The sequence below is a fragment of the Rhodococcus sp. YH3-3 genome (assembly GCF_001653035.1).
Classification (GTDB): Bacteria; Actinomycetota; Actinomycetes; order Mycobacteriales; family Mycobacteriaceae; genus Rhodococcus_F; species Rhodococcus_F qingshengii.
Genome location: NZ_BCWH01000003.1, coordinates 996305 through 1011061 on the forward strand (window position 1 = coordinate 996305; position 14757 = coordinate 1011061).

At 61.1% G+C, this 14757-nt stretch carries 14 protein-coding genes; 9 read left to right on the plus strand and 5 right to left on the minus strand.

All coding sequences use genetic code 11. The features are described from left to right. The first annotated feature begins 60 nt into the window (after nt 1-60). Entirely contained in the window at nt 61-843 is a 783-nt protein-coding gene (locus YH3_RS29905) for a hypothetical protein (protein WP_064444595.1), read from the plus strand. Nucleotides 844-1079: 236 nt separating this feature from the next. Then, nucleotides 1080-1508 carry a PaaI family thioesterase gene (locus YH3_RS29910; RefSeq protein WP_064444596.1) on the plus strand — a complete coding sequence of 143 codons (429 nt, stop codon included), beginning with the start codon at nt 1080-1082 and terminating at the stop codon, nt 1506-1508. Between the two features lie 83 nt (nt 1509-1591). Here the strand turns inward: YH3_RS29910 and YH3_RS29915 are convergent, their stop codons facing one another. Continuing rightward, entirely contained in the window at nt 1592-3007 is a 1416-nt protein-coding gene (locus tag YH3_RS29915) for an NAD(P)/FAD-dependent oxidoreductase (RefSeq protein ID WP_064444597.1), read from the minus strand. Nucleotides 3008-3418: 411 nt separating this feature from the next. Here YH3_RS29915 and YH3_RS29920 point away from each other — a divergent pair, with 411 nt between their 5' ends. Beyond that, nucleotides 3419-4216, plus strand: a complete 798-nt coding sequence (locus YH3_RS29920; protein WP_080712736.1) for a metalloregulator ArsR/SmtB family transcription factor — start codon at nt 3419-3421, stop codon at nt 4214-4216. Between the two features lie 421 nt (nt 4217-4637). On the opposite strand, the gene YH3_RS29925 is transcribed toward YH3_RS29920, so the two are convergent. Then, nucleotides 4638-4931: a hypothetical protein gene (locus tag YH3_RS29925; RefSeq protein ID WP_064444598.1), complete on the minus strand. Its 294-nt coding sequence runs from the start codon at nt 4929-4931 to the stop codon at nt 4638-4640. Nucleotides 4932-4983: 52 nt separating this feature from the next. On the opposite strand from YH3_RS29925, the gene YH3_RS29930 reads away from it, so the two are divergent. Genes YH3_RS29930 through galE form a run of 5 tightly spaced genes read left to right on the plus strand, consistent with a single transcriptional unit; the run spans nt 4984 to nt 10380 of the window. Next, the gene (locus tag YH3_RS29930; protein ID WP_064444599.1) at nt 4984-7071 is read left to right on the plus strand and encodes a glycosyltransferase; all 2088 of its coding nucleotides are present in this window, start codon (nt 4984-4986) and stop codon (nt 7069-7071) included. Nucleotides 7072-7117: 46 nt separating this feature from the next. Then, a complete protein-coding gene (locus YH3_RS29935; protein WP_064444600.1) occupies nt 7118-7390 on the plus strand; it encodes a PqqD family protein in 273 nt (90 codons plus the stop codon). A gap of 7 nt (nt 7391-7397) precedes the next feature. Next, a complete protein-coding gene (locus YH3_RS29940; protein ID WP_238592727.1) occupies nt 7398-8276 on the plus strand; it encodes a hypothetical protein in 879 nt (292 codons plus the stop codon). After that, nucleotides 8255-9385 (plus strand): nucleotidyltransferase family protein, encoded by a 1131-nt coding sequence (locus tag YH3_RS29945; protein WP_064444602.1) that lies wholly within the window; start codon nt 8255-8257, stop codon nt 9383-9385. The genes YH3_RS29940 and YH3_RS29945 overlap by 22 nt, the downstream gene beginning before the upstream one ends. Further along, entirely contained in the window at nt 9382-10380 is a 999-nt protein-coding gene (galE, locus tag YH3_RS29950; protein ID WP_064444603.1) for a UDP-glucose 4-epimerase GalE, read from the plus strand. Before YH3_RS29945 ends, galE begins: the two co-directional genes overlap by 4 nt. A gap of 7 nt (nt 10381-10387) precedes the next feature. Here the strand turns inward: galE and YH3_RS29955 are convergent, their stop codons facing one another. Continuing rightward, a complete protein-coding gene (locus YH3_RS29955) occupies nt 10388-11215 on the minus strand; it encodes a hypothetical protein (protein ID WP_238592728.1) in 828 nt (275 codons plus the stop codon). Between the two features lie 671 nt (nt 11216-11886). Between YH3_RS29955 and YH3_RS29960 the strand changes: the two genes are divergently transcribed. After that, the gene (locus tag YH3_RS29960; protein WP_230793231.1) at nt 11887-12936 is read left to right on the plus strand and encodes a diguanylate cyclase; all 1050 of its coding nucleotides are present in this window, start codon (nt 11887-11889) and stop codon (nt 12934-12936) included. Here YH3_RS29960 and YH3_RS29965 read toward each other — a convergent pair. Both YH3_RS29965 and YH3_RS29970 read right to left on the minus strand, forming a co-directional pair. Then, a complete protein-coding gene (locus YH3_RS29965; RefSeq protein ID WP_003945009.1) occupies nt 12925-13398 on the minus strand; it encodes a DUF5709 domain-containing protein in 474 nt (157 codons plus the stop codon). The genes YH3_RS29960 and YH3_RS29965 overlap by 12 nt on opposite strands. A gap of 73 nt (nt 13399-13471) precedes the next feature. After that, nucleotides 13472-14647, minus strand: coding sequence for a lipase family protein (locus tag YH3_RS29970; protein ID WP_054827626.1), 1176 nt, complete (start codon nt 14645-14647; stop codon nt 13472-13474). Between the last annotated feature and the right edge of the window lie 110 nt (nt 14648-14757).

Genomic DNA, 14757 nt, shown 5'->3' on the forward strand with positions numbered 1-14757 from the left:
TATGGTGAGGCTAACCTACATTAAGAACCACAAGACAACTTCGGCCGATTGGAGTGCACGGTGACAATCACCTTGACCACCCAGCATGCGGATGTTCGTGAATTCGAACTCCGGTCGAACGCATTGAGCCGCACCAGCGTTCGCCTACGAGCACTCAACCCTGACTACCCGCGCGTCTACGCGGTTGCCGCCATGTCAGGTGAAGGCAAACGGCGTTGGTGGCAGTTGAGTGAAGGCTTGTGCGGGGAGAGGGTGCATCAGATGTTCGCCCGCTCGCTCCAGGATCTCGACAGTGCCGAAGCTGCGGCGATACAGGTCGCAACATCACTGATTCACGCTGTGGTCGGCAGGGTTGCCGCATCGATCGTCTCCGAAGGTGCCGCTTGGGATCCAGGGCTCGAGAACCTGTTCATCCACATGGACAGCGACGGCGGTATCGACTGGGCCGGGGTGATCGACGAAACTCTGCGCGTTGCGCCGAACGGACGGGAGTCCGGCAGTGACGGCGTCGTCGACATGCCGTGCGAAGAAGCGCTCCTCGTCTGGACCGCGCACCGTTGCCTGACCTCGCTACGGGCGATCTACGACGCCGTCTCCAGGTGTGCGCCCGTCGACCAGTTCAGATTCTGGGGCTTGGTAGGGGAGTCGATCCTGGGCGCAGCGGCATATGTCCCCATCTTGGCCGGCGGGGGCGAATCAGCCGCTCAGCGCCGCGGGCAGGGGCTGCTGGACGCTTTTGTCGCCGCCGGACTGCCCGTGCGTGCACGCCGCAAGGTCTCGCTACGTCCTCGTTGGAACCAGTTCGACGAAGGTCTTGCTAAATTAGGTCAGCCTTGCCTATGATTGTGGAACACCGCGCGGAGAGCTACACCCCGCGAGAGTGACGAAACTGCCGGACCGCGCCGGAGTCCTGAGGGCTGCAGAGACTCCCGGTCCTTCCCACGGCGGGTTTCACATCGAATGATGTGAAACCCGCCGGTTCTTTTTCCAGACCTGATTCCAAGCTCGAGTTACCTCTCGTGTAATCAGGTAGGGAGTGGCAGCCACACCGGCGCCAGAGAATCACAGATGGAGATGGCATGGTCGACACTGCTGAGACCGCAGAGATGATGAAACGGCTCGGAACGGGCTTCGACGCCACCATCGGCCTGGAATACACCGAACTGAGCCCAGATTGCGTGCGGGCGCAATGGACCGTCAAGCCCACGCTGCACCAGCCCGCCGGGATACAGCACGGGGGTGTGTACTGCTCGGTGGTGGAGTCTCTCGCCAGCGTCGGTGGCACCGTGTGGCTGGGCGAGCGAGGACACGTGGTCGGAGTCAACAACAACACCGACTTCCTGCGCGCAACGCGGGAGGGCACTCTCACCGCTGAAGCCACCCCGATTCATCGCGGACGCACCCAGCAACTCTGGGAAGTTCGCATCACCGACGAGAACGACCGACTCGTTTCCAAGGGACAGGTTCGCCTCGCGAACATCACCGAGGTGGCGAAGATCGGAAACTGACCACGCGGCAGTCGATCGAATGACGGAGGGCGGCTGCGGAGTTGAACTCCACAGCCGCCCTCCGCCGGTCACTCAGGTGTTGATCAGCCGGCGGCCTTCTGCTGCTTGCCGGCAGCCTTCTTGGCTTCGCCATTCGAAGCGCTGCCGGACTCCGTCGCTTCCTTGTTTTTCTTCTCCAATTCGCCCATCGCGTTTCGCGCGAAGACCTGCTGCTCGGTGGACGCCATCTGAGCACGGCCACGCCCGAAGAACGTCACCGCCCATGACAACAGCGTCGAGGCACGGGAACGGAATCCGACGAGGTAGAGGAGGTGAATTGCCAGCCAGGCAACCCACCCGATGAAGCCGCTGATCTCGAGCTTGCCCACCTTGGCTACCGCGCTGAAGCGCGAGATCGTTGCCATACTGCCCTTGTCGAAGTACTTGAACGGAACTCGTTCCGACGGGGACTTGCCGTCCAGTGACGCTTTGATCTGCTTGGCCGCGTACTTGCCACCCTGCATGGCAACCTGAGCCAATCCGGGCAGCTTGTCGAGCGACATCATGTCGCCGATGACAAAGACGTTGGGGTGCCCGGGCAGAGACAAGTCGGGATTGACCATGACGCGGCCGGCGCGGTCGGTTTCTCCGCCGCTCTGTTCAGCGAGCTGCTTGCCGAGGGGACTGGCCTGCACGCCGGCGGACCACACCTTGCACTGCGACTCGATACGGCGAAGCGTGCCGTCCTTCTCCTTGATGATCAGACTGTCGTTGTCCACGTCGGTGACCATCGCGTCGAGCTGGATCTCGACGCCGAGCTTCTCGAGCGTCTCGGCAGCCTTGCGGCTGAGCTTCCCGCCGTACACGGGCAACACGGCAGGGGCGCCGTCGAGGAGCACGACGCGCGCTTCACGAGGATCGATCTTGCGGAACGCGCCGTCCAGCGTTCGACGGGAAAGCTCGGCGATCTGCCCGGCCAACTCCACGCCGGTGGGGCCGGCGCCGACAACGACGAAGGTGAGCAAGCGCGCACGCTCGGCGGGATCGTCCGACAGTTCGGCCTGTTCGAAGGCCCCGAGGATTCGTCCGCGCAGTTCGAGGGCGTCGTCGATCGTTTTCATTCCGGGGGCGAACTCCGCGAACTGGTCGTTGCCGAAGTACGACTGACCGGCACCGGCTGCCACGATCAGACTGTCGAACGGCGTAACAGTGACGCGTTCGAGCAGGCGCGAGGTCACGGTCTGATTCTCGAGATCAATGGTCTCGACCTCACCGAGCAGTACCTGTGCGTTCTTCTGCTTGCGCAGCACCAGTCTCGTGGCGGGAGCGATGTCACCGACCGAGAGGATGCCGGTCGCAACCTGATAGAGGAGCGGCTGAAACAGATGGTGGGTTGTACGCGCGATCATCGTGATGTCGGCATCGGCTTTTTTGAGAGCCTGAGTGCCGAACAATCCTCCGAAGCCGGAACCGATCACCACTACGCGGTGGCGGTGCGGTTCAACCGACTGGATGCTCATTCCGTACTCCTCGAGTTCTAGGCGACAGTCCTACGGTAGTCCCACCGCGGCCGAGCTTCTCTGCGAGCAGTCCGACGCGCGCCGGTGTGTCCGAATCGATCAAGCGGCCTCGAGGGTGATCACTCCCGAGGTGATCGGCTTGGCCGGACCCCGGGGTGATCACCACTTTGTCGAGGTGTCGGCTACTGGCGGACGGACAAGATGAACAGTGCGATGCATCCGCCGACGAAAACCAGGATCGACAGGGCCACCGAGGCATACCCGACACCCACTCCAATTGCTGCCCAGTCCATGTGCCCAACCTCTCTTACGGTGTAATCCGGGATTCAGATCACATCTGCCTAGAGACATCACACCTCATCTGTCCCAACTTTCGAAACCCGGCACGCCCAAGCGTTGACATGCAAGTAAATGCTTGCATATTGTGAAGTTGTGAACGACCGGATGAATGCAGCCTTCAAAGCACTGGCCGATCCCACACGAAGGCTTCTCCTGGACCGCTTGTTCGTAGCCAACGGTCAGTCGCTCGGTGAGCTGTGCGACAGCCTCGACATGAGTCGGCAAGCTGTCACTCAACACCTCACCATGCTCGAGGACGCCAATCTGATCAGCACGGTCCGACAGGGGAGGGCAAAGCTTCACTATCTCAATCCCGTTGCGCTCGAGGAGATTCGAGAGCGGTGGATCAACAAGTTCGAGGTACCGCGCCTTCGTGCGCTCAGTACCGTCAAAAAAATTGCGGAGGAAGCCATGACCGACAAGCCCAGTTTTGTGTACGTCACCTACATTGCGAGCACGGCGGACAACGTCTGGAAAGCGCTCACCGACGCACAGGCCACCGCAGAGTATTGGGGACACAGCAACGTCTCCGACTGGCAGCCGGGATCGACCTGGGAGCACCGTCGGATCGACGGTTCGAACATTGCCGATGTAGTCGGCACCGTAGTCGAGAGCAACCCTCCGTCGAGGTTGGTCACCACCTGGGCTGATCCGAACGGCGAACCGGGCGTCGACATCTCTCGGGTGAGTTTCGACATCGAAGCCTTCGGCGCGATCGTGCGACTGACCGTCAAGCACACCGATTTGGCGGACGAATCGGCTCGCATGGAGGTGGCCGGCGGATGGTCGGCGGTGTTGTCGAACCTGAAGTCCTACCTCGAAACCGGAAGCACTCTTCCGGTGGCGCCGTGGGAGATGCCGGCCGGCTGACGGTGATGGAACAGGACAAACGTGCTCCCTGTACTGGAGGGAATTGTCGTACTCCCGTCCGAATTGCCGGCCCAGTCCGGTCTCAACTTCGCATAAGAACCAAATTTCGGCGGGTTCAGTCTGTAAAGTTGCCGGAAGGATGCTAGCGTTTTGCCCGACATCGAGTGAGGACGACCTCGTCTCGGACGCATGGGAGAAACACTATGGGCGGCGACGCTTTTCAGAATGTTCCTGTTGATCGACGCAAGTTCGTCAAGACAGTTCTAGCGGCCTCGGCGGTAACTGTGCCTGTCGTGACGTCGATCAGCCTCGGTGGTGTGGCGCCGGCCTTTGCAGCCGGTGACACGCCGAATCTTTCCGGAGTGCCAAGTCGTGGCCAGCAGAATCCGAATCAACCAGGCGGCGAACAACCCGGCGGGAATCAGCCCGGTGGCCATACTCCGGGAGGGAACCAGCCGGGCGGAAACGAGCCGGGCAACCCCGGATCGTCCGGAAGTTCGGGGTCCTCGGGCAGTTCGGGATCGTCTGGAAGTTCCACAGGTTCCGGATCAACCGGTAGCTCTTCAGGTTCCGGTGGAACGACGACGGCTAAGCCGACCGGGCCGACTGTGCCGACGGAGCCGACCGTCCCGACTGTGCCAACCGTACCGACAGTGCCGACCACTCGCACCGAGCCGACCTTCCCGACCCCTCCGACCCAGCCGACGAATCCCACGGAACCTACGTAGCCGACACGACGCGACTGGTTCCGAGGGGGAACACCGACGATGACAGAGTTCGACGTCGCGCTACACCGCGCTCTGAAGAAGTTTCAGAGTGCGGGGTCGGTTCAGGTGCAGGAGACTCCACCGCACGGAGAACCGGCCGATCTGACTGTCGCGATCGCAACCTACGACGATTTCGACGGCGCGTACTTCACGATCCACTCGATCTTGGTCCATCATCGCGAGATTCTGGACAGAGTCGAATTCGTCTTGTTGGACAACAACCCCGAGGGGTTGCCGGCGCCGATGCTCGAATCGTTTGCGGGGTATATCGATCGGTTCCGCTACGTTCCGTTCACCGACGTTCGATCGACTGCGGTGCGGGACGTCCTGTTCCGCAAGGCAACAGGGAAGTACGTCCTGGTCCTCGACTCCCACGTGATCTTGGCACCGGGATCGTTGTCGGCGTTGCTGGCGTATTTCGATGCAAATCCGGAAACCGACGATCTGATCCAGGGGCCGATGCTCTCCCAGGATTCCTCGCACATCGCGGCCACCCACATGGACCCCAAGTGGCGCAACGGGATGTTCGGCTCGTGGGGAGTTGATTCGCGCGCGAAGCAGCACCCGGACGTGCCTTTCGAGATCGTCATGCAGGGCCTCGGCTCATTTGCCTGCAGGCGTGAGGCGTGGCCGGGACTGAACTCGCACTTCACCGGATTCGGCGGTGAAGAGGGATACATCCACGAGAAGTTCCGGATCAACGGCGGAAAGGTCGTCTGCCTTCCGACATTTGGTTGGCACCATCGATTCGAGCGCCCGGCCGGTGTCCCGTATCGAATAAACTGGGAAGATCGTGTTCACAATTACCTGCTCGGTTGGAGTGAGGTCGGTTGGGACATCGATTCACTCCATCGTCAGTTCTCCGAATACCTCGGTGATTCGTATCCCGAGATCCGTCTCCGTGCGGAGCTGAGCGTCCAGAGACCCGAGTTGGCCTTTGGTGGAGTGATCGTTCTCGGCGACGACCGCCGAGTCGCTCCGTGGCGTTCATGCCTGGCGGAGGCCGAGTCGATCGAACTGACCGTTCACCGTGCCATTCCGTCGCAGGACGACGCTCCGGATGTGTGGAGGACTGCGTCTGCGTTCGTCGCCGGAATCGACAAGGCCATTCTGTTGGCCTGGAAATCGGTAGTTTTTCTGGACGAGGCTCGCGTGATCGAACCCGCGGTTATGTACAAGCTACGGAACATCGTCGACGACCTCCCGGCCGAGGCCGATACGGCTGTCATCCACGCACACGGCGAAGATCTGGTCGGAGCTGCACTGATTGTTCGCGCGGCGACATACGGAACTTTGCGAGACGAACTCTCACGAAGGATCAACGGACCCGTGCCGTCCGACTTCTCACTGGCGGCTTATCTGCTCGAGCGAGGCGCAGTCGACGTTGTGCTCGATCGCCCACTGTCGCCTGTCCGCGTAGGGGGAGAACCCAACCCCGTTGTCGAGGATTCTGAGTCGGACCTCGGTGTTGCCGTCGTGAATCTCGATCTTGACATCGACAGATGGAAAGCGTCCTGGCATAGATTCATTCGCTTACCGCGCGTAACAGCGGTGGAAAGAGTGTCGGCTTTCGAGGACGCGATGAATCAGGACGCGGCCTTCACCGTCTCGTGGCGTCGTGCGCTCGCTCGGGCGACTGAGAAGGGCTGGGATTCGGTCCTCATCGCTGCTGACGACGTCAGTTTGCTGGATGCCGCCGCATCGATCCTTGGCCATGCCCGCGAAGAGTTGGATCACGGCGATTGGGATGTCGTCCACCTCGGACACGACCCGAAATCGAGGGACGGAGCTCTGCTCGACGGTTCGGCACTCTTGCGCACCAGTCCTGAGAACCGTGGAGTCCACGCCGTTCTCGTACATTCGCGCGCCTTCGAGCGAATTCTCGATGAGATTGCGGATCCGGAGTCAGATCCCGAAGCATTCGGACAATGGGCGGGTCACTACCGAACTCTGGGCGACTACCTGGTGGATGCGAGTGCCGGGGGAGCGCTCACGTGCCTGACGCTGTCGCCCGGAATCGCCTCCACACGCAGCCTGATTCGTTCGGGCGCAATCGAATCCGAATACTCACGACGCTTCGCACTGTGAGACCACCACCAAAACGAAATCGGATTCGCTGAATCAAGGAGATATCTTGACCGAACTACTCGAAGGTGTGAGACCGCAACGCTCTCAGACGGTGGAGAGCAACGATCTCACCGACGGTGTTGTGCTGTACGACAGCTCCAGCGAGGTTGCCCATCACCTCAACCCGGTCGCGACGTTGGTGTGGGAACTGTGTGACGGCCGGACCGTCAGCGAAATTGTCGAGGCCGTGGCAGAAGTGCTCGAGATCCCTGACGACGAGGCGAAGTCGGTAGTCAACGAGACGTACGGACAGCTGAGCACCTCTCGTCTGCTGGTGTGAGAATTCCGTGACAGGCAACCACGTACCACAATTCCGGGCGCACTACCTTTGGGTTGACGCGATTGTGCGCGGTTTCCGCATACCCGAGGTCGGTGTCGTCGAGCATCGGATTGCCAGCCCGTGGCCTGCGGACAACAACGTCGAAGTTCGGATTCAGCGGAATCGAGCGACATTCGGTCGCTGGGACGTCACCATCGAATCGACCATCGGCGGCAGCCATGAAACGCTGATCGGTCTGGACGGTCTCCAGCTCGCGGAGAGCGTGTACCGCACGGTGCACCGGGATGTCATGACGGCCGCGCACGCCCGACAGTGGACACGCCTGCACGCCGCTCTGGTCGACTGCAACGGTGTGAGAGTGGCGATCGCCGGGCATTCCGGGGCGGGCAAGACCACCTTGGCGCTCGCCCTTGCCCTGCGGGGTGCACAACTGCGTGCTGACGAAGGCGTCTTCATTCGTGGTACCGAAGCTGTGGGCTTACCACGGCGGGTTCACCTCAAAGCCGGTACGTTCGACGTCCTCCCGGAGATCAAAGCGCACGATTCGCTGTATCTTCCGTACGCCCCGCCGGTGTGGGCGTTGGACCCGTCGACCTTGCCTGCTGAACGAAACGTCAGCTCGGCGGTTCGCGGAATCGACCTGGTGCTGATCCTCGATGGATGGGACGAGGGGCCGACTCGACTCGCTCCGATGCCCGTATCCCAAGCGATACAGTCGCTGGCCGGGCAATCCGCACTGTGGTCCGACAATCACGGATTGACCCTGAGAAACATCGCTGCTCTACTCTCGAATGCCCCGTGCTACAGACTGATTCGACATCACGGCGACACCGGCGCCGACACCGTGGAGGAACTGGTGGCGTCATGCGTGACACCCGGTACCTGATTTCCATGTTGAAACCCGAGTGTGGGGCCGACGTCATCCGCTTGTGTTCGCAGCAGGATTGGCCCAGAGTCATCGACGCCGCTGTAAGGCACAAGGTATTGCCGCTGCTCGCCTCCCGAGCGGTCGAGGCCGGCTTCGCATCGGTCCTACCTGCGAGCTTCGCGGAAGTGCTGTCGGAATCCTCGGCCACCGCATCGAGTCCGGAACTGACGCTGAGCCTTGTCCATCACCGAAACACCATAAGGATCTCGGACCTCGACGCGCAGCGAGTGGAACTGCAAGAGTTGTTACACAGCAACGGATTTCCGACGGTTGCACTTAAGGGTGCCGCCCTTCTCGAGCGAAAAATCTGGCCGAACCCGGCAGCTCGACGGATGACGGACATCGACCTTTTGGTCGTCGACCCTGCACATGCCGTTCCGGCCAACGACGCGATCCTCGATTTCGGCTACCGAATGGTCCGCCCCGACGAAGTGGACTCCGACTCCATCGATCACGACGATCACCAGGAACCGGCACTCCTTCGCGACGACCGTCATGGCTCCGTCGAAATCCATTCGCACTTGCTTCCGCGGTTCGCACGTCACGCGCTGACCCGGGAGGCCGCGGTCCGAGGAATCAGCTCGGAGGCGGAAGGATCCCGCCTTGCGATGGCCGACGTGACGCTGCACGTCATCGCTCACGCGCGGCTTGCCGATCGGGCCTTGATTCGAGCCGATTTGTCGTTGAACAGTGTCTTCGACGTGGGGTACCTGCTCACTTCCGAACCGGAACTCGCTGTGACGCTCTCCAGACGCCAGTTGCCACGCGATGTCCGTCGGGCGGTGAACGTCCACTGGGCGGCGGTGGAATCGATCTTCGGCGTCAGTACCGGAATGACGACCATCTCGGCTCGTTGGTGGTGGCGATGGACGCTGTGGTTGGCGGATCGCCCACGCCTGCACTCGCTCTACCGCGATCTGGTCATGGTGCCGCTCTTTCTCGACCGTGATCGGCTTTCCATCCGGGACGGGCGCGACCTACGTGGATGGGACTTGGCCCGCTCACGCGTGTCCCACTTCGTCCGTCGTGCGAAAACTGCCGTCGAAGATGCCGGGGGAGCGGCGTGAAAGTACTGATCACGGGCGGAGCGGGATTCATCGGAAGCACCGTCGCGTCGAAGTGCGTCGACGCCGGGATCGATGTCGTGATTCTCGACAACCTGCTGACCGGCCGCGCCGAATTTGCGCACAGATTCCCGTTCTACTGCGGCGACATCGCGGACGAGAAACTGCTCGACAAGGTATTCGCAGATCATTCCGATATCGATGCGACAGTTCACTGTGCGGCCTTGATCGTGGTCGGAGATTCCGTGAGTAGCCCGGCGCGGTACTACGAGAACAACGTATCCAAGTCGCTGACGCTGGTATCGAGTGTCCTTCGGAACGGGTGTGAGCGCTTCTTGTTCAGTTCCTCTGCGGCGGTGTATGCGCCGAGCGACGGTGGGTGTGTCGACGAACGTTGGGGGATCGCACCGCAGAGTCCCTATGCGCACAGCAAGGCTCAGTTCGAAACGATGCTCGACGACATTGCGGCGGCCACTGAATTATCGGCGATATCTCTACGCTACTTCAACCCGGTCGGGGCAGATCCGGATCTGCGAAGTGGTACACCATCGGCACGCCCGACCCACGCACTCGGAAAGCTGTTCGAATCATATTCGACAGGAACGCCTTTCAGGGTTACGGGAACGGATTGGCCGACGCGCGACGGATCCGGAGTGCGTGATTACGTTCATGTCTGGGACCTTGCAGACGCTCATGTTCGAGCACTGAAAAGGTTCGACCGGGTCACCGCTGAATCATCACGCATGACTGTGGTCAATCTGGGCAGCGGGCGGGGGACGACCGTGTGGGAGCTGGTACACACATTCGAGAACGTGCTCGGCGAAGATATCGACGTGGTCGCTGCCGGCCGACGCACCGGTGACACTGCCGGCGCTTACGCATCGAACGATCGTGCGTTGCGACTACTCGGGTGGGTTCCGACATTCACCCTGGAACAGGGGATCGAGGACACCGCGCGGTGGCTGGCAGTTCGGCCGCACCTGCTCAACTCGGTGTAGCCGAACGTCAGCCCGTCGGGTCGTCGTCAACGGTGATGTTGTTGCTACGTAGCCAGAAGGTGGCGTCCGGATCCCACCCGGCGAGCACAGTGGCCCCCGCGTTGGCCGACAACGGGATCGCGACACCTGGCGTGGTCAGATAAGCCATCATGGTCAGGTGCACGGCGTCGTAATCCGCGGACACCGAAACCCAGTCCGGAATGAACCAGTCACGGTATTCACCGGTCGTGTCGTACCACACGGAGCGACGTGAAGCGGGCACTGGCAGGGGATAGGTATCGACCAGATTCGCCCAGTCCTGCGGACCGGTGATCTCGTAGATGCGGGGCGCGCCGTAGATCCTTACCGGCTGCACCCGCGCCTCGTTCGAGGAGCTGTCTTCTTCGAGAATCACCCCGAGGGCCCCGATACCGTCGCGGGCCCTGGTTGTTTCGGTTGTGCCGTTGGCAAACGGGATAGACCACCATTCGCCTCCGATGTGACGGTCCGGATCTTCGATCTGGTATTCCAGAAACTGACGTTCGTTGTCGAGTGCCTCAGCACGCCACTGTTCGAGGCCGTCTTCTGTGCGGTAAATCCGCAAGGGTAGGTCCGACCAGCCGTAAATGGGGTTTCGCTTTTCAACCAGATTCTGGTTCAGAAGGTCAGCAGGCTCGGCCCACCAGGCGGTGTGTGACGAGTCGAGAAGGGTTTGGGCGATCGGGCGCAATGCCGCGATCACCTCAGGGCGGACGAAGATCAGATCTTCTTCGTCCGGCGGCTCCCAGTAGCGTGCAAAATCTACGGCATACGCAAGACAGTGCAGAATCTCGAGTTCCGACATTTCTGCTGGCACGCGTACCCGACGTTCGCGCAGAAGCGACGGCCACGTGGTGAACCGAGGACGAGTGCAACGGAATCCATGTGGGTAAAGCTAGCGGACAAGCTGACGGGGGACGTTCGAATATCCATTATTTGACATAATGTAGATTATCGGCAAATTCTCGACCTGGCGATATCCGCCTCACGCCTGGTTCGTGCAACCTTCTTTGTTTCCGCCCACTCATGTCTGTCTGCCGGTACATTTGCCGGCTTTCCTGCGTTTCAGTCCGAGATCTGCGACCGGCTTGCACGACTCGACCATTGCGACTCCGCGATCGCCGGCTGAATTGCTGCCGATCACCGCCTGGCCTCGCCGGCGACTGCGGCTACGCCGCGCGACCTGGACATCAGGAACGACCAATACGTGCTCTGATGTGGATTGATGCCGATAAACACGTCTCACCGACTTCCGGCTACCCCACCTCAATTCGTCACTGTGACGTATTATGGTCGACAGGCTGGAGGCGAGTTCAGTTCCATTGTCATCGCCACGGACTACTATCGCCGCATGTGTTGTATTCGACCGGCCGCTTCTCATGGTCAGTGGCCGCGATGAGCGACACACCCAAGGTCGTGCATCGCTGGCTCGCAGTGCCAGACCAGTTTGACCGATTCACGCGATTCTTGCGCGACAACGGAATTCTGATGCCGACTCGGATAGGCATCGGCGTATTGGTTTTCCTCCTGGGTATCACGATTCTGCTGAAGCGACTGGGCACTCATTCGGTACAGACCATCGGATTTCCGTTGGACGTCGTCGTCGCAGTGCTTGTGATGATCGGCGGAATTGCCCTGCCTGTCGTAGCGACCACCCGTGAAAGGTCGTATTTCTTCGTCGTTGCCGGGGACTTCGCCGTTGCGGTGATCGTGCTGGCTGAGGCGAATCCGGATCAGAGATTGCTCGGATGTCTCGTCTTCGGGCTCGTCGGCTCGTACATAGCCTTCTTTCACAATCTTCGAACTCAGCTGTGGCACCTGCTGTTTTCCGGGGCGGTCATCGTTGTTGCCAGCATCGGCGTGTTCACCGATGTACCTTCTGGCCTTCCAGACGTCCTGGGGCGCATTGCCTTTGCCATTCCTGTCATCACTGTCATACCGGTGGTCACGCAGATTGCTCTGGCGCTCCTGAGCAACGACGCTCAAAGCTCAGAACTCGATCCGTTGACGGACCTGCTGAATCGGCGCGGACTCGCACGGCGGACTTCCGAACTACTGCAAGCGAAATCCAGCCTCGACCAGTCTTTGCTGGTGGTGGTGATCGACATCGACAATTTCAAACACTTCAACGACACCTACGGTCACGACGTCGGCGACCGAGTCATACTGCGCACGGCCTATCGACTACACGACTGGGCCAGATCGGACGCGGCGATAGCGCGCATCGGCGGTGACGAGTTCGTCGTCGTTCAGATGATGCCGTTGCCGTACGTCGGCGATCTACTGGCCCGGATCGCGCCCATCATGAACTCCCCTACAGGCGAACCAATCTCGACGACCAGCATCGGCATAGCCATCCACAACGGCGCCTGGCCGGACGTACAAGCAGCAGAAAGTGGCGTTCACGATCTACATCGCCTCGCCGATTCGGCGATGTACGAAAGCAAGAGAATGGGTGGAAATCACGTCCACTCCATCGTTCTCACCGATCAACAGCTACAACAGCCACAACAGTCAGGCGGTCGTTCAGTCCTCTGAATCGTCGATCAGATGCATCGCGGCTTCCTCTGCCGACGCTGCGCCGCCGTCGATTCCGACGTCTCCGGCAATGAGTTCACTTTCCTCGTCCTCGTATCTGCCCTCGTCTTCGGCAACGAGACGCCCGACCCGACGGTTACCCACTTCGTCACCGTTCGGGAATTCTTCTTCCCGTTCGAATTCGTCGGCATCGGCGGGATCCTTCAAAGGATCTCCGAGCGACGCGTACGGATCGGGTTCTTCTTCGGCCAGGCGCTCGTCGAGGGTCTCCCCCGCTGATTCCTCGCTGCCGGTCAACCCGTGGGCATCAAGTCCCAGTGGGCGTTCCGGTGGTGAGATTCCCTCGTCGAGAATGTCGTCGACGCCTCGATCGATCAGAGTGTCTTCAGGTTGAAGCTGGTCGTCGGGATCGAGACTGTAATCGCCATTGCCGGCCGCGCCGGTGTCATCCGTGTCGCTCATACGATCAACGATGCCACGGGCACACCGAGTTGGCCATGTGCCGCGCCTGCTCGATACGTCACTCCGGAGACATTCAGCACGAACGCGGGGCCGGCACTCCGTCGAATCGGTCCTGTAGGTACTCGAATGCGGTGGGCAGACCGAGGACCGCAGTGGTGAGGTGGTCCGGGCTGGGGAACAGTTGGGATTGAATCGTAGCTCCGGCGGCGCAGTACCGCGAAATCGTGTTGACCACCGAATCGATGGGGATCAGAACGTCGTCGGGCGTGTGCCATTCGAACACCGGGGCAGTCGGCACACCGGGATAGAGTTCGACGCTGTTGTCGTCCATCACCTTTCGCACTTCAGGGCTGGACAGCAAGGATGTCGACGTCGACACCTGAGAGGCACTGCGCCCGGCACCGACCCTGAGGATGTCGTTGGTGCACGCGTTGGTGAGTTCGGCCCGCATCGACCGTCCGAGGTCGTTGAGTTGGTTGCTCAGCGGCAGTAGGTCGGGATACTCGCGTTCGAGGCCCATTGCTGCGGCGAAGGCGAGGCCGAATGCCGGGTGCGGATCCTGTCCGAGGCCGTTTGCCATCTTGGACAGATTCATCGGGACGCCGCCCTCGGCTACACCGACAAGGTTGACCTCGGGTGCGTAGCTCGGGGCCAGTGCGGCCGCCCACGCGGTGGCCATGCCGCCGCCGGAGTAGCCGGCAATACCTACAGGGCTGGCGCCACTACGCAATTCGGGGACTTTCTGAACGGCGCGGATACCGTCGAGCGTGATCTGTCCGCCCAGGCGCGCGGCGCCGTACGCACTGTTGGGTCCAAGATGGTCGGGAAGGGCAATGGTCCATCCACGTTGCAGCGCGACGTTGAGGATGGGCGCTTCACGGATGACGATGTTGGGATCCGATGCGTAAAGCGCGCGAGACGGCGCACATCCCGTACCGAGTGCATTGACGATGTGCTGATACGAGAGCAACGGGCCGTCTTGTGCTTGATTCGGCGGGACCAGGATCGTGCTGACCGCGGCAATAGGCTTGTTCTCGGAGTTCGTGGACCTGTAACTGACCTGCCAGATCGCGACGCCGGGAAAGGTCATCAGGTCAGGGGCCCGGCGCACGGAGATCGGCGTGCCGGCGGTCCCCTCGGCCGCTGCTTGCGAATAGAACGGGTCCGGGTCCGGTGCCGGATATGCGGGATCGGCCTGTGCAGTCCCCCCGGAGAGCAGTGCGGCAGTCAGTGCAGCGGCAGTCAGCATCGATCCGGTAAACACGCGTGTGGTTCGCAGTTTCAACGTTTTCCCCTCGTCCGGACCCACCCGGGGTCCATCACCCTGTGTGTTTCACTCATACCCATGTCGAACCTGGT